The 19,335-nt window shown below is 72.9% G+C and carries 18 protein-coding genes; 11 read left to right on the top strand and 7 right to left on the bottom strand.

Annotated elements, in window-relative coordinates:
* Positions 1–28: 28 nt before the first annotated feature.
* Positions 29–1,249: an acetyl-CoA C-acetyltransferase gene (locus HF526_RS14905; protein ID WP_169382021.1), complete on the bottom strand. Its 1,221-nt coding sequence runs from the start codon at positions 1,247–1,249 to the stop codon at positions 29–31.
* A 106-nt stretch (positions 1,250–1,355) separates the two neighbouring features.
* Between HF526_RS14905 and HF526_RS14900 the strand changes: the two genes are divergently transcribed.
* Positions 1,356–1,811, top strand: a complete 456-nt coding sequence (locus HF526_RS14900) for a pyridoxamine 5'-phosphate oxidase family protein (protein ID WP_169382020.1) — start codon at positions 1,356–1,358, stop codon at positions 1,809–1,811.
* Positions 1,812–1,844: 33 nt separating this feature from the next.
* Positions 1,845–1,976, top strand: a complete 132-nt coding sequence (locus HF526_RS36385) for a hypothetical protein (RefSeq protein WP_275404016.1) — start codon at positions 1,845–1,847, stop codon at positions 1,974–1,976.
* A 7-nt stretch (positions 1,977–1,983) separates the two neighbouring features.
* Here the strand turns inward: HF526_RS36385 and shbA are convergent, their stop codons facing one another.
* Positions 1,984–2,628: an RNA polymerase sigma factor ShbA gene (gene shbA / locus HF526_RS14895; protein ID WP_338051486.1), complete on the bottom strand. Its 645-nt coding sequence runs from the start codon at positions 2,626–2,628 to the stop codon at positions 1,984–1,986.
* A 404-nt stretch (positions 2,629–3,032) separates the two neighbouring features.
* On the opposite strand from shbA, the gene HF526_RS14890 reads away from it, so the two are divergent.
* The 3 genes from HF526_RS14890 (at position 3,033) to HF526_RS14880 (ending at position 9,579) form a co-directional block, all read left to right on the top strand.
* The gene (locus HF526_RS14890; protein WP_169382019.1) at positions 3,033–6,941 is read left to right on the top strand and encodes an nSTAND1 domain-containing NTPase; all 3,909 of its coding nucleotides are present in this window, start codon (positions 3,033–3,035) and stop codon (positions 6,939–6,941) included.
* 37 nt (positions 6,942–6,978) lie between these two features.
* Positions 6,979–8,358 (top strand): cystathionine beta-synthase, encoded by a 1,380-nt coding sequence (locus HF526_RS14885; protein ID WP_169382018.1) that lies wholly within the window; start codon positions 6,979–6,981, stop codon positions 8,356–8,358.
* A 69-nt stretch (positions 8,359–8,427) separates the two neighbouring features.
* Entirely contained in the window at positions 8,428–9,579 is a 1,152-nt protein-coding gene (locus HF526_RS14880; RefSeq protein WP_169382017.1) for a cystathionine gamma-synthase, read from the top strand.
* Positions 9,580–9,589: 10 nt separating this feature from the next.
* Here the strand turns inward: HF526_RS14880 and HF526_RS14875 are convergent, their stop codons facing one another.
* Positions 9,590–9,820, bottom strand: a complete 231-nt coding sequence (locus HF526_RS14875) for a hypothetical protein (RefSeq protein ID WP_169382016.1) — start codon at positions 9,818–9,820, stop codon at positions 9,590–9,592.
* Positions 9,821–9,887: 67 nt separating this feature from the next.
* Between HF526_RS14875 and ilvA the strand changes: the two genes are divergently transcribed.
* The gene (ilvA, locus tag HF526_RS14870; RefSeq protein ID WP_169382015.1) at positions 9,888–11,144 is read left to right on the top strand and encodes a threonine ammonia-lyase; all 1,257 of its coding nucleotides are present in this window, start codon (positions 9,888–9,890) and stop codon (positions 11,142–11,144) included.
* A gap of 18 nt (positions 11,145–11,162) precedes the next feature.
* Here the strand turns inward: ilvA and greA are convergent, their stop codons facing one another.
* Positions 11,163–11,648, bottom strand: coding sequence for a transcription elongation factor GreA (gene greA / locus HF526_RS14865; RefSeq protein ID WP_169382053.1), 486 nt, complete (start codon positions 11,646–11,648; stop codon positions 11,163–11,165).
* A 562-nt stretch (positions 11,649–12,210) separates the two neighbouring features.
* On the opposite strand from greA, the gene mca reads away from it, so the two are divergent.
* The 4 genes from mca to HF526_RS14845 all read left to right on the top strand — a co-directional run bounded on the left by mca (position 12,211) and on the right by HF526_RS14845 (position 16,428).
* On the top strand, positions 12,211–13,143 hold the full coding sequence (gene mca, locus HF526_RS14860; RefSeq protein ID WP_239028691.1) for a mycothiol conjugate amidase Mca: 933 nt from the start codon (positions 12,211–12,213) through the stop codon (positions 13,141–13,143).
* Positions 13,144–13,269: 126 nt separating this feature from the next.
* Positions 13,270–13,587: a hypothetical protein gene (locus tag HF526_RS14855; protein ID WP_211177229.1), complete on the top strand. Its 318-nt coding sequence runs from the start codon at positions 13,270–13,272 to the stop codon at positions 13,585–13,587.
* 13 nt (positions 13,588–13,600) lie between these two features.
* The gene (locus HF526_RS14850) at positions 13,601–15,625 is read left to right on the top strand and encodes a thioredoxin domain-containing protein (protein ID WP_169382014.1); all 2,025 of its coding nucleotides are present in this window, start codon (positions 13,601–13,603) and stop codon (positions 15,623–15,625) included.
* A gap of 185 nt (positions 15,626–15,810) precedes the next feature.
* The gene (locus HF526_RS14845) at positions 15,811–16,428 is read left to right on the top strand and encodes a hypothetical protein (protein WP_420821621.1); all 618 of its coding nucleotides are present in this window, start codon (positions 15,811–15,813) and stop codon (positions 16,426–16,428) included.
* Positions 16,429–16,464: 36 nt separating this feature from the next.
* Here HF526_RS14845 and trhA read toward each other — a convergent pair whose 3' ends face one another.
* On the bottom strand, positions 16,465–17,157 hold the full coding sequence (gene trhA, locus HF526_RS14840) for a PAQR family membrane homeostasis protein TrhA (protein ID WP_420821620.1): 693 nt from the start codon (positions 17,155–17,157) through the stop codon (positions 16,465–16,467).
* A 135-nt stretch (positions 17,158–17,292) separates the two neighbouring features.
* On the opposite strand from trhA, the gene HF526_RS14835 reads away from it, so the two are divergent.
* Positions 17,293–18,054, top strand: coding sequence for an isoprenyl transferase (locus HF526_RS14835; protein ID WP_169382048.1), 762 nt, complete (start codon positions 17,293–17,295; stop codon positions 18,052–18,054).
* A gap of 101 nt (positions 18,055–18,155) precedes the next feature.
* Here HF526_RS14835 and HF526_RS14830 read toward each other — a convergent pair whose 3' ends face one another.
* A complete protein-coding gene (locus tag HF526_RS14830; protein ID WP_169382013.1) occupies positions 18,156–18,530 on the bottom strand; it encodes a hypothetical protein in 375 nt (124 codons plus the stop codon).
* Between the two features lie 406 nt (positions 18,531–18,936).
* Positions 18,937–19,323, bottom strand: coding sequence for a hypothetical protein (locus tag HF526_RS14825; protein ID WP_169382012.1), 387 nt, complete (start codon positions 19,321–19,323; stop codon positions 18,937–18,939).
* Positions 19,324–19,335 lie beyond the last annotated feature (12 nt).

Genomic DNA, 19,335 nt, shown 5'->3' with positions numbered 1-19,335 from the left:
CGGAGCGGTGGCCGCGGCGCTCGTCGTTTCAGCTCAGCCGCTCGATGAGCATCGCCATGCCCTGCCCGCCGCCGACGCACATCGTCTCCAGGCCGATCTGCTTGTCGTGGGTGCGCAGCCCGTTGATCAGCGTCGTGGTGATCCGGGCGCCGGTCATGCCGAACGGATGGCCCAGGGCGATCGCGCCGCCGTTGACATTGAGCTTGTCCTCGTCGATGCCCAGGTCCCGGGCCGAGGGCAGGACCTGCGCGGCGAACGCCTCGTTGATCTCGACCAGGTCGACGTCGTCGATGGTCATCCCGGCGCGGGCCAGCGCCTGCTTGGACGCCTCCACCGGGCCCAGGCCCATGATCTCCGGCGACAGCCCGGACACGCCCGTGGAGATGACCCGCGCCAGCGGGGTGATGCCCAGCTCCGCGGCCCTGGTGTCGGACATGATCACCAGTGCGGCGGCGCCGTCGTTGAGCGGGCAGCAGTTGCCCGCGGTGACCCGGCCGTCGGGGCGGAACACCGGCTTGAGCTGCGACACGGCCTCGTAGGTGACGCCGGCGCGGGGGCCGTCGTCGGTGGAGACGACGGTGCCGTCGGGCAGCGTGACCGGGGTGATCTCGCGGGCGAAGAAGCCGTCGGCGATGGCCTTCTCGGCCAGGTTCTGCGAGCGGACGCCGAAGTGGTCCATGTCCTCGCGGGTGACGCCCTTGGCGCGGGCCAGGTTCTCCGCGGTCTGGCCCATCGCGATGTAGACGTCGGGCACCTGGCCGGCCTCGCGCGGGTCGGTCCAGGCCTCGGCGCCGGCTTCGGCCACCGCGGCGGTGCGGGCCTCGGCGTCGGCGAAGATCGGGTTGTGGGTGTCGGGCAGCGAATCGGAGTTGCCCTTCGCGAACCGCGACACCGCCTCCACGCCGGCGGAGATGAACACGTCACCCTCGCCGGCCTTGATCGCGTGCAGCGCCATCCGGGTGGTCTGCAGCGACGACGAGCAGTAACGGGTGATGGTGGCGCCGGGCAGGCTGTCGTAGCCGAGCAGCACCGCGACGACGCGGGCCAGGTTGAAGCCCTGCTCGCCGCCGGGCAGCCCGCAGCCCAGCATCAGGTCGTCGATGTCGGCCGGATCGAGCTGGGGGACCTGGTCCAGTGCGGCACGGACCATCTGGGCGGTCAGGTCGTCGGGGCGGATGCTCGCCAGCGACCCCTTGAAAGCACGGCCGATCGGGGATCGGGCCGCGGCGACGATCACGGCTTCGGGCATCGTTGCTCCTCGTACGTCGGGTTCTGCGTCCTCGCCGAGCCTACTTACCGATCGGTAGCAAGTTCGTTGCCAGGTTCTGTCAGGTGAACCGTTCCACGATGACCCTATGACCTCGTGGAACGACGTGGAGATCGCCGAACCGGAGTTCGCCGCCCGGGTGCGCCGCATCTTCGACGCACACAAGCACAAGACGATCGCGACGCTGCGGGCCGACGGCTCGCCCCGGATCAGCGGAATCGAGATCGAGTTCGTCGACGGTGAGCTCACGTTCGGGTCGATGCCCGGCGCGCGCAAGGGTGCCGACCTGCTGCGCGACCCGCGGTTCGCGCTGCACAGCGGCTCGGCCGACCCGCCGGAGGGCGCACCCGGCGCCTGGACGGGTGATGCGAAGGTGGCCGGGCGGGCGCGGTCCACCGGCGATCTGGCGGGCGAGATCCCCGGGCAGGGGTTCGCCGCCGACCTCACCGAGGTCGTCAGAACGGGCCTCAACGAGGCGGGCGACCGGCTCGTCGTCGAGTTCTGGCGGCCGGGGGAGCCGCTGCGCCGGGTCGAGCGGATCTGATCTGCGCCGCATCGTCACCGACGGCCCTACGACGTGCTGCGCCAGGTCGCGCCGTCACCGCTGGTCGAGCTCAACCGGGCCGTCGCGGTGGCCATGCGCGACGGCCCGGTCGCGGGGCTGGCGCTGCTCGACGCGTTGACCGGCGACGGCTCCGACCCGGGCTGACCGGCGTTCACCCGCCCAGTTCGTCGGCCCAGGACCGCAGCCTGTTCAGCGCCCGGTGCTGGGCGACCCGTACCGCGCCCGGGGTGGAGCCGATGATCCGGGCCGTCTCCTCGGCGGAGAACTGCAGCGCGATGCGCAGCACGAGGATCTCCCGGTGCTGCGGCGCGAGCCGCTCGATCAGCACGCGGGCGCGGGCGAAGAGATCGTCGGACACCACGATGTGTTCGGGGTCGGCACCGGGATCCGCGCTCTCCGGGATCGTGTCGGTCGGGCTGCTCCGGTCGCGGCCTGCTGCCCGGAACGCATCCGCCACCTTGTTCCCGGCGATCCCGTAGGCGAACGCCATGAACGGGGTGTCGCCGAGGCGGTAGCGCGGCAGGGCGGTGCAGATGGCCATGCCGATCTCCTGGGCGATGTCCTCCGGGGTCTGGAGGCCGACCGGCCGCCCACCCGTCCGGGCCCGGCAGTACCGGACCATCACGGGCGTCACGGCGGCCAGCAGCCGTTCCAGGGCGCGCCGATCACCGCCCGCCGCGGCATGGGCGAGCCGGTTGAGCTCCGCCTCATCCAGCCGCCCCGTGGCGGGCCGGTCCGCGGGCTCGGACTCGTATTCGTCGTCGCTGTATCCGGCCGACCGCACCGGCGGTGCCACCCCTTCCCTGTCGTGGCACGCGGTGTCGAACCGATCGCCGCACCGGCGGGGCCGGGCCGCGAGGGCCCGTCCCGGCCGGCTCCCCGGGGCGAAGGCAAAGGGCCCCGCGGCGCCCGGCGGTGGTGGGCGCCGCAGGAAGGTCGCCTCTCGCCGCGGGCGAGAGCCGGTCGAGGGATAGGGATCTTCGGGGGAATCCCGGAGCCGAGCCGTCACCCGGTCGGTGTGCCCTCCGACCGGTGCGCTGCCCCGGAGTGGACGAACAGTAGCCCGAACGAGGACCGTTCAGGGCCGTGCAGGCGTCCGAACTGGCGGATCCGTACGGATCCGTACAGGGGGTGATCGTTCGGCCCCGTCGACGACCGACTCTAAGCTTCGATCTTCAACTACCCCGCTGAGGAGCGCCGATGCCGGAGGAAGCCCCGTCCGGAAACGATTCAGGCCGGCCGGATCACGCCGATCCGCGCCGGGTCCAGGACCGTGCCGGACTGGCCGTCGAGCTGACGATGCTCAAGGACCGGTCGGGGCTCAGCTACCGCGCCATCGCCCGCGGCACCGCGCGCTACGGGACGCCGTTGGGCCTTCCGTTCACCACCATCCGGGACTACATGCAGGGCCGGTCGCTGCCCTCGGCCGAGCGGCTCGACCACATCGTGCAGGCGTGCGGCGTGGCCGATCCGGCCGCGCGCGAGGAGTGGCGGCGCGCGCTGCAGCGAGCCGGCGACGTCGCCCGGCGCCCGGCCGGTGTCGACCCGTACCGCGGACTGGCCCCCTACCGGCCCGAGGACGCCGCCTGGTTCCACGGCCGGGAGCGGTTGGTCACGACGCTGCTGCAGCGGCTGGCGGCGCTGGTCGACGACGGCGGCGTGCTGACCCTCGTCGGGCCGTCCGGCGCGGGGAAGACCTCGCTGCTGCGGGCCGGGCTGATCCCGGCACTGCGCCGCGGCGAGCTGGAAGTGCCGGGGTCGCAGGACTGGCCGGTCCGGACGTTCACCCCGGGCAGCGATCCGACGGCCCGGCTCGTCGAGCACCTGGCCGCCGTCCCCGGCCCCGACACCCCGGATCGCGCGGTCCTGGTGATCGACCAGTTCGAGGAGCTGTTCGGCACCGGCGTCGGCGAGGCGGCGCGGGCCGCCTTCCTCTCCGCGGTGGCCCGGGCCGTCGAACCGGGCGCCGACGCCGCCCGGCCGCGACTGCTCGTCGTGCTCGGCCTGCGCTCGGACTTCGTCGTCCAGGCGATGGGGCACGGGCAGTGGCTGAGCCCGCTGGCCGGGCCGCAGGTGTCGGTGGACCCGATGACCGAGGAGGAACTGCGGGCGGCGATCGTCGCGCCGGCCGCCCAGGCGGGATTCCGGGTGGCCGAGGGCCTCGTCGAACTGCTGCTCAGCGAACTGCGGCCGGATCAGGGCGCCGCCTCGACGGGCGCGGCGCACACGGCCGGGGCGCTGCCGCTGCTGTCGCATGCGCTGGCGGTGGCCTGGGCCCGGGCCCGGCACGGCGAGCTCACCGTCGCCGACTACCGGGAGAGCGGCGGGATCCGCGGCGCGGCCGCGAGCATCGCCGAGGACGTCTTCTCCGGGCTGAGCCCGGCACGGCAACAGTTGACCCGGTGCATCCTGCTGCGGCTGGTCCGGCTCACCCCCGACGCCGGCGACACCCGCCGCCGGGCCACCCGCACGGACCTGCTGGACGGCGCCGGAGCGGCGCAGGCGGCCCAGATCGTCGACATCGTCGACCGGTTCGTCGCAGCCCGGTTGCTGACCGTCGACGCGACCACGGTCGAGATCGCGCACGAGGTGCTGCTGTCGGCCTGGCCACGACTGGGCGCCTGGCTGCAGGAGGACCGGGACAGCCGTGCGGTGCGCAGCAGGCTCACCGAGGCCGCCCGGGCCTGGCGCGACGCAGGCCGGGACAGCGGCGCGCTGCTGCGCGGCCGGCAGCTCGCGGCGATGACCGAGTGGGCCACCTCGGATCGGAATCGGGGCAAGCTGCTGCCGGCCGAGCTGAGCTTCCTCGACGCGAGCCGGCAGCAGCACGCCGAGGAACAGTCCGCGCAGCGCCGGCAGACCCGCCGGTTGCGCGCCGCGGTCGGTGTCCTCGCCGTGCTGGTGCTGCTGGTCGGGGCCCTGGCCGGGTTCGCGTTCGGCGAGCGGGCCGCCGCCGACCGGCAGCGTGACATGGCCACCTCCCGGCAGCTGGCCATCGAAGCCGACCGGCTCCGGGCCAGCGACCCGTCGCTGGCCATGCAGCTCGCGCTGGCCGCCTACCGAATCTCCCCGACCGCCGGGGCCCGGTCCAGCCTGCTCGACTCGACCACGTTCGCCTCGGCCACCCGGATCCTGGCGCCGAGCGGCACCGCGCAGACCGTCGCCTTCACCCCGGACGCCGCCACGATGGTGACCGTCGGCGCCGACGAGACCGACACCGTCCTGCGCCGCTGGAGCATCGCCGACCCGCGACGGCCGGTCCCGCTCGGCGCGCCGGTCCCGACCGGCCACCAGGGCGCGGTGTACGGCCTGGCGATCAGCCCGGACGGACGCACCGCCGCCACCGGCGGGGTCGACCACACCGTCCGGCTCTGGGACATCGCCGACCCGGCGGCACCGGTTGCGCTGGGCGGTCCGCTGACCGGTCCGGGCGGCACCGTGTATGCGGTGGCCTTCTCCCCGGACGGCCGCGTGCTCGCCGCGGGCAGCGACGACGGCGGCGTGTACCGCTGGGACGTGACCGACGTGGCGCGTCCGGTGCCGGCCGGTGCCCCGACCCCGGCCGGGTCCGGCGCGGTCCGCGCGATCACGTTCGCCCCCACCGGTGCGCTGCTGGCCGCCGGGTACGCCGATGGCGGCGTGCGGCTGTGGAACCTCAGCGCCCCGGCGGCCCCGTCCCTGGTCGGGAGACCGCTGATCGTCGGCAGCCGTGCGGTCTACGCCGTCGCGTTCACCCCGGACGGGCGGCGGCTGGCCGCCGCCGGCCTGAACCGCACCGTGCAGCTGTGGGACGTGTCCGCCCCGGCGGCGCCGCGGCCCGCGGGCTCCCCGCTGACCGGGCCCACCGCCCAGATCAACGGACTCGCGATCAGCGCCGACGGCACCCGGCTGGCCGCAGCCGCCTCGGACAACCAGGCCTGGACCTGGGACCTCACCACCGGCGCCCCGCCGAGCACCCGGCCGCACCCGGGCCCGGTGACCCAGGCCGCGTTCGTCGGGGGCCGGCTGGTCACGGTCGGCGGGGACGGCACCACGCTGCTGTGGACCGGCGGCGACGCGGTGATCACCGACCCCACCGACACCGTCTTCGCCCTGAACTGGTCGAAGGACGGCCGGTCGCTGGCGGTCGGGGTCGGCGGCACCTCGAGGACCGCGCGCCTGTGGGATGTCCGCACGCGCACGGCGCCGGTCCCGCTGACCCCGCCGCTCGCAGCCCCGCCGCAGGCCGCCGGGCTCTCCGGCAATGTGGCGCTGAGCCCGGACCGGCGCACGATCGTGTCCGGCGCGACGGACGGCACGGTCCAGGTCTGGGACGTCTCCGACCCCGCGGCCCCGGTGCGGCTGCCGCGGCCGCTCGTGGCGGGCAACGCCCTCGTGGAGGTCACCACGTTCAGCCCGGACGGGCGGGTGCTGGCCGTCGGCTCCGACGACCAGCGGGTCCGGTTGTTCGACATGGCCGACCCGCGACACCCGGCGCTGCTGAGCACCCTCGACGGGCCGGCGAGTTACGTCTTCGCGACCGCGTTCAGCCCGAACGGCCGGCTCCTGGCCGCGGCCTCGGCGGACAAGACGGTGCGGCTCTGGGACATCACCGACCCGGGCCGGCCCCGGCCGCTCGGCGCCCCACTGACGGGTACGCGCTACGCCTACTCCGTCGCGTTCAGTCCGGACGGCCGGTATCTCGCCACCGGGTCCGCGGACAAGACGGTGCGGCTGTGGGACCTGGCGGACCCGGACCGGCCCGCGCCCGTCGGTGCCCCGCTGACCGGCCCGAACAACACGGTGCTCGGACTGGACTACACCCCCGACGGCCGGCTGCTCACGGCCGCGGCCGGCGACGGGACGGTCTGGCTGTGGGACGTCGCGGACCCGGCCCGGCCGGAAACGTTCGCCACCCTCACCGGCGGCTTCCGCAACACGGTGTGGACGGTCGGGGTCAGCCCGGACGGGCAGCAGATCGCCGCCGCGGGCGCCGACCACGACGTCCGGCTGTGGCTGACCGATCCGGAGGCCGCCGCGCGCTGGGTGTGCGCGACCGCGGGGGACCCGATCACCCCCACCGAGTGGGCGCATTTCCTGCCGGAGACGCCGTACACCGCACCCTGCTGAGCGGGGCCGCCCAACGGTGGGGTGCGACGATGACGCCATGCGCTACGTCGAGCACATCGCCGACCTGGTCGGGAACACCCCGCTCGTGCGGCTCGGTTCGGTCGCCGCCGGTATCACCGCGCCGGTGTTGGCGAAGGTCGAGTACCTCAACCCGGGCGGCAGCGTGAAGGACCGGATCGCGCTGCGGATGATCGAGGCCGCGGAGCGCTCGGGCGAGCTGCGGCCGGGCGGGACGATCGTGGAACCGACCTCCGGCAACACCGGTGTGGGGCTGGCGATGGTGGCCCAGCGCAAGGGCTACAGGTGCGTGTTCGTCTGCCCGGACAAGGTGGGTGAGGACAAGCGGAACGTGCTGAAGGCCTACGGCGCGGAGGTGGTGGTCTGCCCGACCGCGGTCGCCCCGGAGCACCCGGACTCCTACTACCAGACCTCGGACCGGTTGGTGCGGGAGATCGACGGCGCCTGGAAGCCCAACCAGTACGCCAACCCGGAGAACCCGGCGTCGCACTACGCGTCGACCGGACCTGAGATCTGGGAGCAGACCGAGGGCCGGATCACACACTACGTCGCGGGGATCGGCACCGGCGGCACGATCAGCGGCACCGGGCGGTACCTCAAGGAGGTCTCGAACGGCCGGGTCAAGGTGATCGGCGCCGACCCCGAAGGGTCGGTGTACAGCGGCGGCAGCGGTCGGCCCTACCTGGTGGAGGGCGTCGGCGAGGACTTCTGGCCGACGACCTACGACAAGAACATCTGCGACGAGATCATCGCGGTCTCGGACGCCGACTCGTTCGAGATGACCCGCCGGCTGGCCCGCGAGGAGGCGCTGCTGGTCGGCGGCTCGTGCGGGATGGCGACGGTGGCCGCGCTGCGGGTCGCCGCGGCGTTGCCGGCCGAGGAGGCCGCTGACGCCGTCGTCGTCGTGCTGCTGCCCGACGGCGGCCGCGGCTACCTCGGCAAGGTGTTCAACGACCACTGGATGGCCAGCTACGGCTTCCTGCCGCCGACGGAGGGCGCCACGGTCGGGGACGTGCTGCGGCGCAAGGACGGGTCGCTGCCGGAGCTGGTGCACGCGCACCCGAACGAGACGGTCGCCGACGCGGTGCACTACCTGCGCGAGTTCGGCGTCTCGCAGATGCCGGTCGTGCAGGCCGAGCCGCCGGTGATGGCCGCCGAGGTCGCCGGCGCCGTCGTGGAGCGCGACCTGCTCGACGCGCTGTTCACCGGCCGGGCGCAGCTCACCGACCGGCTGGAGAAGCACATGTCCGCGAAGCTGCCGACGCTGGGCGCGGGGGAGTCGCTCGCCAGCGCGATGACCGCGTTCGCCGAGGCCGACGCCGCGCTGGTCCTGGTCGACGGCAAGCCGGCCGGCGTGGTCACGCGCTCCGACGTGCTGGCCTTCCTCGGGAACGGCTGAAGCCCGTGCGCGGTAGGTGGTGCCGGAGCACTACTTACCGCGCATCGGCGGCACGGTAGCGTGCGGCGCATGCGCGGCTTCTCCACGAACGCCATCCACGCCGGCCAGGAACCGGACCCCACGACCGGCGCGGTGATCGTCCCGATCCACGCCACGTCCACGTACGCGCAGGACGGGGTGGGCGGCACCCGTGGCGGCTACGAGTACTCCCGGACGGCTAACCCGACCCGGACCGCCCTGCAGGAGTGCCTGGCCGCTCTCGAGGGCGGCCGGCACGCCGTCGCGTTCGCGTCCGGCATGTCCGCGTCGGACACGCTGCTGCGCGCGCTGCTCGCGCCCGGGGACCACCTGGTCATCCCGCACGACGCGTACGGCGGCACGTTCCGGCTGGTCGACAAGGTGCTGGCCGGCTGGGGCGTCGACCACACGCCGGTCGACCTGGCCGACGTCGACGCGCTGCGGGCCGCGATCCAGCCGGGCCGCACCAAGGTGATCTGGTGTGAGACGCCGACCAACCCGCTGCTGGGCATCGCCGACATCGCGGCGCTGGCCGGGGTGGCCCGCGCGGCGGGCGCGCGGCTCGTCGTGGACAACACGTTCGCCTCGCCGTACCTGCAGACCCCGCTCGCGCTCGGCGCCGACGTCGTCGTGCACTCCACGACGAAGTACATCGGCGGGCACTCTGACGTCGTCGGTGGCATGGCCGTGACCAGCGACGACGAGCTCGCCGAGAAGCTGCGCTTCCTGCAGAACGCGGCGGGTGCGGTGCCCGGTCCGTTCGACGCGTGGCTGACCCTGCGCGGGGTGAAGACGCTCGCGGTGCGGATGGAGCGGCACTGCGACAACGCCGAGCTGATCGCCCAGATGCTCGCCGCGCACCCGCGGGTGGAGAGGGTGCTCTACCCGGGGTTGTCCGAGCACCCCGGCCACGAGGTCGCCGCGAAGCAGATGCGCCGGTTCGGCGGGATGGTGTCGTTCCTGGTCGCGGGCGGGCGTGAGGCCGCGCTGCGGATGTGCGCCGGCACGAAGATCTTCACCCTCGCCGAGTCCCTGGGCGGAGTGGAGTCGCTCATCGAGCACCCCGGGCAGATGACGCACGCCTCGGTCGCCGGGTCGGCGCTGGAGGTGCCGGACTCGCTGGTGCGGCTGTCGGTCGGGATCGAGGACGTCGACGACCTCATGGCCGACCTGCGCCAGGCCCTGGACGCTGCCGCAGGCTGACGGCGCAGCGTCAGCTGCGGGCCGGGAAGCCAGGGGTGGGGGTGATGACCGGGGATTTCGCGGGCGGCTCGGGAAGCACGATGTCGCCTGGTGCGATACACCCGCCGACCAGCTCGTACCCGTCGGCGCGCAGTTCGTACCGGCCGGGGTTGTCGCACCCGGCCTCGCGCACCGTCAGGACCGCGATCACCGCGAGTGCGGCGGCGGCCAGCAGCGGGACGATCGCCCGCAGCCGCGTCATCGAAACCTCCCCCGGGAACCGAATCGGCCCACACCGAGATTACCGGTGCCGATGGGAGGATGCCGGAATGCTCGCGGAACCGGCAGGTGCCGATCGTCCCGTTGCGCCGGTCGGTTTGGCGGATGTTCAGGCCGCCCGGGAGGTGCTCACCGACGTCATCCGGGCCACCCCGGCGACCCGGTCCCGGGCGCTGAGCGAGCTGGCGGCCGGGCCGGTGTGGCTGAAGTGCGAGAACCTCCAGCGCACCGGCTCGTTCAAGATCCGCGGCGCGTACACCCGGATGCAGCGGTTGAGCGCGGACGAACGGGCTCGCGGCGTGGTCGCGGCGAGCGCGGGCAACCACGCGCAGGGTGTCGCGCTGGCCGCCCGGTTGCTGGGCATCGAGGCGACCGTGTTCATGCCCGAGCAGGCCGCGCTGCCCAAGGTCGACGCCACCCGCGGCTACGGCGCCACCGTGCACCTGGTCGGCGAGACGATCGAGGGCGGCATCGCGGCGGCGACCGAGTTCGCCGAGCGCGCCGGTGCGGTGCTGGTGCACCCGTTCGACCACCCGGACGTCATCGCCGGGCAGGGCACGGTCGGGCTGGAGATCCTCGAGCAGGTTCCCGGCGTGCGCACCGTGCTGGTCCCGACCGGGGGCGGCGGGCTGGTGGGCGGAATCGCCGCCGCGGTGAGAGCGCTGCGGCCCGACGCGCGCGTGGTGGGAGTGCAGGCCGAGGGAGCGGCGGCCTGGCCGGCCTCCCTGGCGGCGGGCGAGCCGCGGTCGCTGCAGTCGATGCGCACGATCGCCGACGGGATCGCCGTCGCCCGCCCGGGCGACATCACCTACCCGCAGGTCGCCGCCCTGGTCGACGAGTTCGTCACGGTCGACGACGACGCCATGTCCCAGGCGCTGCTGCACTGCCTGGAACGCGCCAAGCTGCTCGTCGAGCCGGCCGGCGTGGCCGGCGTGGCCGCGCTGCTGGCGCAGCCGGACCGGTTCGAGACCCCCGCCGTGGCCGTGCTCTCCGGCGGCAATGTCGACCCGCTGGTTCTGCTGCACGTCATCCAGCACGGCATGGCGGTGGCGTCGCGCTACCTCTCGTTGCGGGTGCGGGTCGGCGACCGCCCGGGTGCCCTCGCCGAGCTGCTCGGGCTCATCGGGGCGTTGGGCGCCAACGTCCTCGATGTCGAGCACTCCCGGATCTCCGGCGCGCTGCGGCTGGGCGATGTGGACGTCGCCCTGAGCATGGAGAGCCGGGGGCCCGAGCACTGTGCCGAGGTGGTCGAGGCCCTGCGGGCGGCCGGTCACGCCGTGTTCGACGTGGCCGGCGCGCCGCTGTGACGAGGGTCGGCGTCCGGGTCAGCCGGTGAAGGGCTCGGCCGAGACGAGGGTGACCTTCATGTTGCCGCCGTCGGGCAGCTGGTACTCGCGGGTCTCGCCCACCCGGGCGCCGACCAGCGCGGCGCCGAGCGGGGAGTTCGGCGAGATGACCTGCAGATCGCCGTGGCTGCCCTCTTCACGCGAGCCCAGCAGCACCTGCTCCGTGTCATCGTCGTCGTAGCGGATCGTCAGCACCATCCCGGGGGCGGCGACGTCGGAGTCGGTGGGAGCGGTGCCCACCTGAGCGGTGCGCAGCAGCTCCTGGAGCTGCCGGATCCGGGCCTCCTGCTGGCCCTGCTCCTCGCGAGCGGCGTGATAGCCGCCGTTCTCCTTGAGGTCGCCTTCCTCGCGACGGGCGTTGATCTCAGCGGCGATGACGGGGCGGTTCGCGATCAGCTCATCCAGTTCGTGCTTGAGCCGGTCGTAGGCATCCTGGGTCAGCCAGGTCACCTGGGTTTCCGTCACGGTCATCACTCCTCCAGCCGTCCAGGTCCGTGTCAGCCACGAACCGGTTGCCCGCGCACAAGCAGGCCCTGGTGCGGGCGGCATAGCCCCGAGTAAGGAAAAACACGACCCGCGGGCGGGCCGTGTGAACGCCACGGTAACACGGTGCTTGCCGCTCGTCGCGGTCTTTCGACGAACGGTTGCCGTGTCCCAAAGGTTCCCGGCTTCGATGTATTTGCAGGTAGAAGCTGTGTCCCGGGTGGGAAGGGGCCGGTCGGGCGGATGTGGCGGGTCCGAACGGACGTGTTCGTCGCTGCACTGGGCGGTGGGGCCGGCGCAGCCGCCGCAGCGTGCGGCCGCCGGGCCGGCCGGCCCCTCGCGGGCTGCAGGTGCGGTGGCGCTGCGTGACCGGGCCGCCGGCGCAGCGTGGTCGTTCGCCCGGTCGGGGAAGATCCCGCGGTGACGTGGCGTTGGCAACCGTCGGCAGGCGGAATGTCGTTGTGCTCTGGAACGATCTGCGCCGGCCCGCCGGACGAACCGGCTGACCCAGCTGACGACGAACCGGAAGGACCGCGGTCGACCCATGACCCATCCCGATCCGACGCACATGAATCAGGCCCGCCCGGACGGGGCCCCGGGGTTCCGGCTGATGACCGTGCACGCCCATCCCGACGACGAGTCGAGCAAGGGCGCCGCCACCACCGCGCGCTACGCCGCGGAGGGGCACGAGGTCATGGTCGTGACGTGCACCGGCGGCGAGCGCGGCAGCATCCTCAACCCGGCCATGGACCGGCCCGAGGTGAAGGCCGACATCCCGGCCGTGCGGCGGGCGGAGATGGCGCGCGCCGCGGAGATCCTCGGGGTGCGGCACCGGTGGCTCGGCTTCGTCGACTCCGGGCTGCCCGAGGGTGACCCCAAGCCGCCGCTGCCCGAGGGCTGTTTCGCGCTGGCCGACCTGGAGGAGGCCACCGCGGCGCTGGTCACGGTGGTCCGTGAGTTCCGCCCGCACGTCGTCGTCACCTATGACGAGAACGGTGGCTACCCGCATCCGGACCACATCCGCTGCCACGAGATCTCGGTGGCGGCCTTCGACGCGGCGGGCGACCCGGACCGGTTCTCCGAGGCGGGCGACCCGTGGCAGCCGCTGAAGTTGTACTACTCGCACGGGTTCTCCAAGGCCCGGCTGGTGGCGTTCCACGAGGCGCTGCTGTCGCACGGCCTGGAGTCGCCGTACGAGGAATGGCTGGCCAACTGGCCGGAGGAGCGCCAGGACCCGGGCCTGCGGGTCACCACCCGGGTGCGCTGCGACGAGTGGTTCAGCGTCCGCGACGAGGCCCTCAAGGCGCACGCCACCCAGATCGACCCGACCAGCCGCTGGTTCTTCGTCCCGCACGAGATCCAGCGGAAGGTATGGCCGACCGAGGACTACGAGTTGGTGCGTTCCCTGGTGGACAGCTCGCCACCGGAGGACGATCTGTTCGCCGGCCTGGTGCAACCCGCGCTGCGGGCCGGCTGAGCCGGGCTGCGCGCCGGGCCCGGTCGGGTGGTGCGTAGGTTGTCCACATACGGGCGCGCACGTGTCGCCCGTGGCCGGGCGGCCGGGGTCGGCCGGTTTCCGGGGTGATTAGCGGAGGTGCTGGACGTGGCCGGGGTGCTGGTCGAGCTGGGCGGGACGCCGGGCTCGAGCGAGGTCGTGGCCGCTGTCGCGGTGCCGGCGCAGAGCCCGGCACCGCCACCGGGCAAGGGTGAGGAGTTCGGCGAGTCCTCGCCGATCGCGCTCGTCGTGATCGTGCTGCTGGGGCTGGCCACCGTGCTGCTGATCCGCTCGATGACCAAGCACCTGCGGAAGGTGCCGACATCGTTCGACCAGCAGGGCGATGCCGCTGAGCCTGGCGCGCCGACCGAGCCGGGCACGGACACCGATCCGGGCACGGGGAATGCCGGGAGCAGCAAGGGCTGACAGGCTGGGCGCCATGCCCAACCGGCTCGCCGCGGCAACCAGCCCGTACCTGCTCCAGCACGCCGACAACCCCATCGACTGGTGGGAGTGGTCCGACGAGGCGTTCGCCGAGGCCCAGCGACGGGACGTGCCGATTCTGCTCTCGGTCGGCTACGCCGCCTGTCACTGGTGCCACGTGATGGCCCACGAGTCGTTCGAGGACCCGGCCACCGCGGAGCAGATCAACGCCGAGTACGTCGCGATCAAGGTGGATCGCGAGGAACGCCCGGACATCGATTCGGTCTACATGGCGGCCACCCAGGCGATGACCGGCCAGGGCGGCTGGCCGATGACGTGCTTTCTGACCCCGGTCGGGGAACCGTTCCACTGCGGTACCTACTACCCGCCGACGCCGCGGCACGGGATGCCCGGGTTCCGCCAGCTGCTCGACGCGGTGACGAAGGCCTGGCGCGAGGACGGCGAGCGGGTCCGCAGCTCGGCCGGTGAGATCGCGGCCCGGCTGGCCGACGGCGCAGCCGCCGCGCTGCCCCCGGCCGGTGTGGGCGCGGCCGCGCTCGACCGGGCGGCGGCCACCCTGGCGGAGAACTTCGACCCGCGCTTCGGCGGGTTCGGCGGCGCGCCCAAGTTCCCGCCGTCGATGGCGCTGGAGTTCCTGCTGCGCCACCACGAGCGCACCGGCTCGGCCCGTGCGCTGCAACTGGTGGAGCACACCTGCGAGCGGATGGCCCGCGGCGGGATGTACGACCAGCTCGCCGGGGGTTTCGCCCGCTACAGCGTCGACGCGCAGTGGGTGGTGCCGCACTTCGAGAAGATGCTGTACGACAACGCACTGTTGCTGCGGGTGTATGCCCACCTGGCCCGGCGCACCGGGTCCGCGCTGGCCCGCCGCGTGGCGGAGCAGACCGCCGAGTTCCTGCTGCGTGACCTGCGCACCCCGGAGGGCGGGTTCGCCTCCGCGCTGGACGCCGACACCGAGGGCGTCGAGGGCCTCACCTACGCCTGGACGCCCGCGCAGCTGCGCGAGGTGCTCGGCGAGGATGACGGGCGGTGGGCCGCGGCACTGCTCGAGGTGACCGACGCCGGCACGTTCGAGCACGGGGCGTCGACGCTGCAGTTGCTCGCCGACCCGCCCGACGAGCCGCGCTGGGAGAAGGTTCGGACCGCGCTGCTGGCGGCGCGGGACGCCCGGCCGCAGCCCGGCCGCGACGACAAGGTGATCACCGCCTGGAACGGGATGGCGATCCTCGCGCTGGCCGAGGCCGGGGCGGCGCTGGAGCACCCGGAGTGGGTGGACGCGGCGATGCGGGCCGCGGGCCTGCTGCTGGAGCTGCACGTGGTGGGCGGCCGGCTGCGCCGGTCCTCCCGGAACGGCGCGGTGGGTGCCGCGAACGGGGTGCTGGAAGACCACGCCTACCTGGCCGACGCGCTGTTGGCGCTGCACCAGGCGACGGGTGAGGCGCGCTGGCTGCCGGCCGCGACCGGCCTGCTCGACCTGGCGCTGGAGCGCTTCGCCGATCCGGAGCGCCCCGGCACGTTCTTCGACACCGCCGACGACGCCGAGACGCTGCTGCACCGGCCCCGCGAGCTCACCGACAACGCGACGCCGGCAGGGGCATCGGCGCTGGCCAACGCCCTGCTGACGGCGTCCGCGCTGGCGGAGGGCCCGGCGGTGGGGCGCTACCGGGATGCGGCCGAGGCGGCGGTCCGGGCGGTGGGGACGCTGGCCGAGCGGCATCCGCGCTTCGCCGGGCACTGGCTGACCGCAGCCGAGGCGATGGCCTGCGGCCCGCTGCAGGTGGCGGTCGTCGGCGCGGACGACGACCGGGCGCGGGCGGCGCTGCTCGCCCACACCCGCCGGATCGCACCGGGCGGGACGGTCGTCGTCTCCGGGGTACCCGGTGCCGTGGGCGTGCCGCTGCTGGCGGACCGCCCGCTGGTGGACGGCCGTCCGGCGGCCTACGTGTGCCGGGGGTTCGTCTGCGACCGCCCCGTCACCACCGTCGAGGAGATCACCCTGCTCCTCGGCCTGGCCCCGTAACCCCGCGAGTCGGCAGTTTCGGAAGGGCGAGTCGGCAGTTTCGGGAGGGTCGGCACTCCCCGCAGTGCCGACTCGGTAGCCGAGAAGTGCCGACTCGCGGGGTGGGGGTCGGGTGTGGCGCACCGTGGCTACCAGGTTTGTTGCTGTGTAATCTCGTAATTGACACAGCAGGCGGAGGTGACGTGATGTCCGGACGGATGCACCACGGATGGCACGGACCGGGAGGCAGAGGTGGTCGCGGACCGGGCCGCGGCGGGTGGCAGCAGGCCGACCTGCCGGCGGCCGATGACGCGGCTGCCTGGTTGCAGGGCCGGCTGCCGGGGGACTGGTTCGTCTCGGCGCCGGAGGTGACCGTCGACCGCGAGGAGATCGTGATCGTCGGCGAGCTGCCGCCCGTCGAGGGCGACTTCCCCGACACCGAGGCAGGCCGCGCCGAGCGCGCCGCGGCCGCCGCCGGGCGGATCTCCCGGTTCCGGGAGCAGACCCGTGACGAGCGTATCGATATCGCGCGCCAGGCCGAGCGCCGCTACCAGCGCAAAGTCGCCTGGGGCGCCAGGATCGGCGACACCCAGGAGTTGTTCACCACGGCCTCGGTGCCGGTGATGACCCGGCTGCGCCAGCCGGAGCGCATCGTGCTCGACACGCTGGTCGACTCCGGGGTGGCCCGGTCCCGCTCGGATGCGCTGGCCTGGGCGGTGCGGCTGGTCGGGGAGCATGCCGAGGAGTGGCTCGGTGAACTGCGCGCGGCGATGGCGAAGGTCGACGAGCTGCGCGCGAAGGGCCCGACCGGCGAAGGCAGCTGACGCTGCTCGTGCGCGGAAACAGTCGTCAGAACAGCGTTATCCGCTCACGGGTAGCAGCACCAGCCAGATCGCGATCTGGTGGCACGCCGCGGCGAGCACCGTCGCGGCGTGGAAGAACTCGTGGTACCCGAACGTCCGCGGCCACGGGTTCGGCTTGCGGGTGGCGTAGATGATTGCGCCGATGGTGTAGAACAGCCCGCCGGTGAGCAGCAGCACCAGGGCCGCGACGCCCCCGTTGGTCAGCAGGTCGGGGAGCACGAAGACCGCGACCCAGCCGAGCGCGAGGTAGATCGGGACGCCGACCCACGCGGGCGCCGTCGGCCAGGCCATCTTCAGTGCGACCCCGGCGATCGCTCCGGCCCAGACCACCGTGAGCACCCAGCGCGCGGTGCCCGTGTCCATGGCGAGCACGGCCACCGGGGTGTAGGTGCCCGCGATGAACAGGAAGATCATCGAGTGGTCGAGCCGCCGCATGATCTTGCGGCTGCGCAGCGTGGTCCAGGTGTGCCGGTGGTACAGCGCGCTGATCCCGAACAGCCCCAATACCGTCACGCTGTACACGGTGGTGGCCAGCGCGGCCGTGGTCCCGACCAGCGCGGCCGACACCGAGATGAGCACGGCGCAGGCGGCGACGGAGACGACGAACGACCAGAGATGGATCCAGCCGCGCATCCGGGGCTTCACCAGTGGCTGGCCGGCGGGCGGCGGCGCGAAGGTCCCGGCGGTCACGCCCCGACATTACGGCACCCCGGGTTTCCGCCGGGTTGTGTGCATGTGAACCCCCGCCACCGGGTGGTCGCGAGGTCGAGGTGGTGCGCGTGGCCGTCATCGAGCGGCCCCGGCGTAGGCTGATCACTCGTGGGCGTGCGCGACCTGCTCTACTCGATGTACGAGCGCAAGCTCAGCCGACAGCTGAGTGGTGCGATACGGCCCCGCCACGTGGCGCTCATGCTCGACGGGAACCGCCGCTGGGCCCGTGATGCGGGCTTCGTCGACGTCAACGACGGCCACCGGGCGGGAGCGGCCAAGATCGCGGATCTGCTCGAGTGGTGCCGCGAGGCCGATGTCGAGGTCGTGACCCTGTTCCTGCTCTCCACGGACAACCTGAACCGGCCGGCCGACGAGCTGGAGCCCCTGCTCGAGATCATCGCCGACGTCGTGGACGAGCTGAGCGAGCCGACGGCATCCTGGCAGCTGCGAGTGGTGGGTGCGCTGGAGCTGCTGCCCTCCGAGATCGCGGAGCGGTTGTCGGCCGCGGCGGCGCGGACGATCGGGCGGTCGGGCCTGCAGGTGAACGTTGCGGTCGGGTACGGCGGCCGGCAGGAGATCGCGGACGCGGTGCGCAAGCTGCTGCTGCAGCACGCGGAGTCGGGCACGTCGATCGAGGAACTGGCCGAGGTGCTCGACGTCGACCACATCGCCGCGCACCTGTACACGTCGGGGCAGCCGGACCCCGACCTCGTCATCCGGACGTCAGGGGAGCAGCGGCTCTCCGGGTTCCTGCTGTGGCAGTCGGCCCACTCGGAGTTCTGGTTCTGCGAGGCGTACTGGCCCGAGTTCCGGCGGGTCGATTTCCTGCGGGCCCTGCGCGATTACGCGGCCCGGCACCGCCGGTTCGGTTCCTGAACGCTACTCAATCGTAATCTCTTTGTTGGCTTTTCGTTATAGAGGCAAACGAAAAGGCGCCGGGCACGCGGCCCGGCGCCTTTTCAGTCAGGCGGTGAAGCTCAGTGCTTGTTCGCCTGGGTGTTCACGTCGCCGGCGTTGGAGTCCTGGCCGCAGGCGCGCTCGTCCTTGATGACGCTGTTGGTGTCCGACTTGGCCGGGCCGAGGATGCCCAGGGCCGAGGACAGCGGGACCGCGACCTTCTGGGCGGCCACGGCGGCACCGACGCCGTTGACGGCGACCGGGACGTCGTTGTTGCAGGCCTGGACCGGCACGTTGGCGTTGTTGTCCGAGACGTTGACCAGGCCCTGGTGCAGCTCCTTGTTGCTGTTCACCTGGTCGGCGCCGTGGTGGCCCTCACCGGCGAAGGCGAGCGGGCTCATGGCGAGCAGACCGGCAGCGGCCGCAGCCACGACGATTCCAGCCTTCTTCAGCACAGTTCATCTCCTGTTTAGTACTCTGGCGCCGATTCGAAAATCGGCCCCCTCCAGTGCCAGCGTCTGACCGGGGAGCCCACGCTGACTGAGCAGAATTTAACGCCCGGCGAACCCGATGATCAAATCCCGTACCACCATCGTGTGAGATGGATGATTGACGTTTAGATGCGCATCCGATTGGGCGGTTGTGGATCACGCTGGGTCGTGCATGTGGGTCGACGACCCGGCCCCTCGCTGAGGCTGTTGCACCCGATTGGCGGTCGATGCCGACCTCGAAGCCCGGCCCTCGGGGGCGGCCGGTGACTGATCTGCCGGCGGGTCGCACGGCTCGGCACCACTCGTTATGGGTGCACGAAAATGGCGCCGGGCACAAGGCCCGGCGCCATTTTCAGTCAGGCGGTGAAGCTCAGTGCTTGTTCGCCTGGGTGTTCACGTCGCCGGCGTTGGAGTCCTGGCCGCAGGCGCGCTGGTCCTTGATGACGCTGTTGGTCTCCGACGAGGCCGGGGCCAGGATGCCCAGGGCGGAGGACAGCGGGGTGGCGACCTTCTGGGCGGCCACGGCGGCACCGATGCCGTTGACGGCGACCGGGACGTCGTTGTTGCAGGCCTGGATCGGCACGTTGACGTTGTTGTCCGAGACGTTCACCAGGCCCTGGTGCAGCTCCTTGCTGCTGTTGACCTGGTCGGCGCCGTGGCCCCAGTCGCCACCCTTGTCGCCAGCGAAGGCGAGCGGGCTCACCGCGAGCAGACCGGCAGCGGCCGCAGCCACGACAATTCCAGCCTTCTTCAGCACAGTTCATCTCCT

Origin of the sequence: Pseudonocardia acidicola (assembly GCF_012911935.1) — a bacterium.
Lineage (GTDB): Bacteria > Actinomycetota > Actinomycetes > Mycobacteriales > Pseudonocardiaceae > Pseudonocardia > Pseudonocardia acidicola.
Note: the sequence above shows the minus strand (reverse complement) of the source record. Positions and strands in the feature narration are given on the sequence as shown.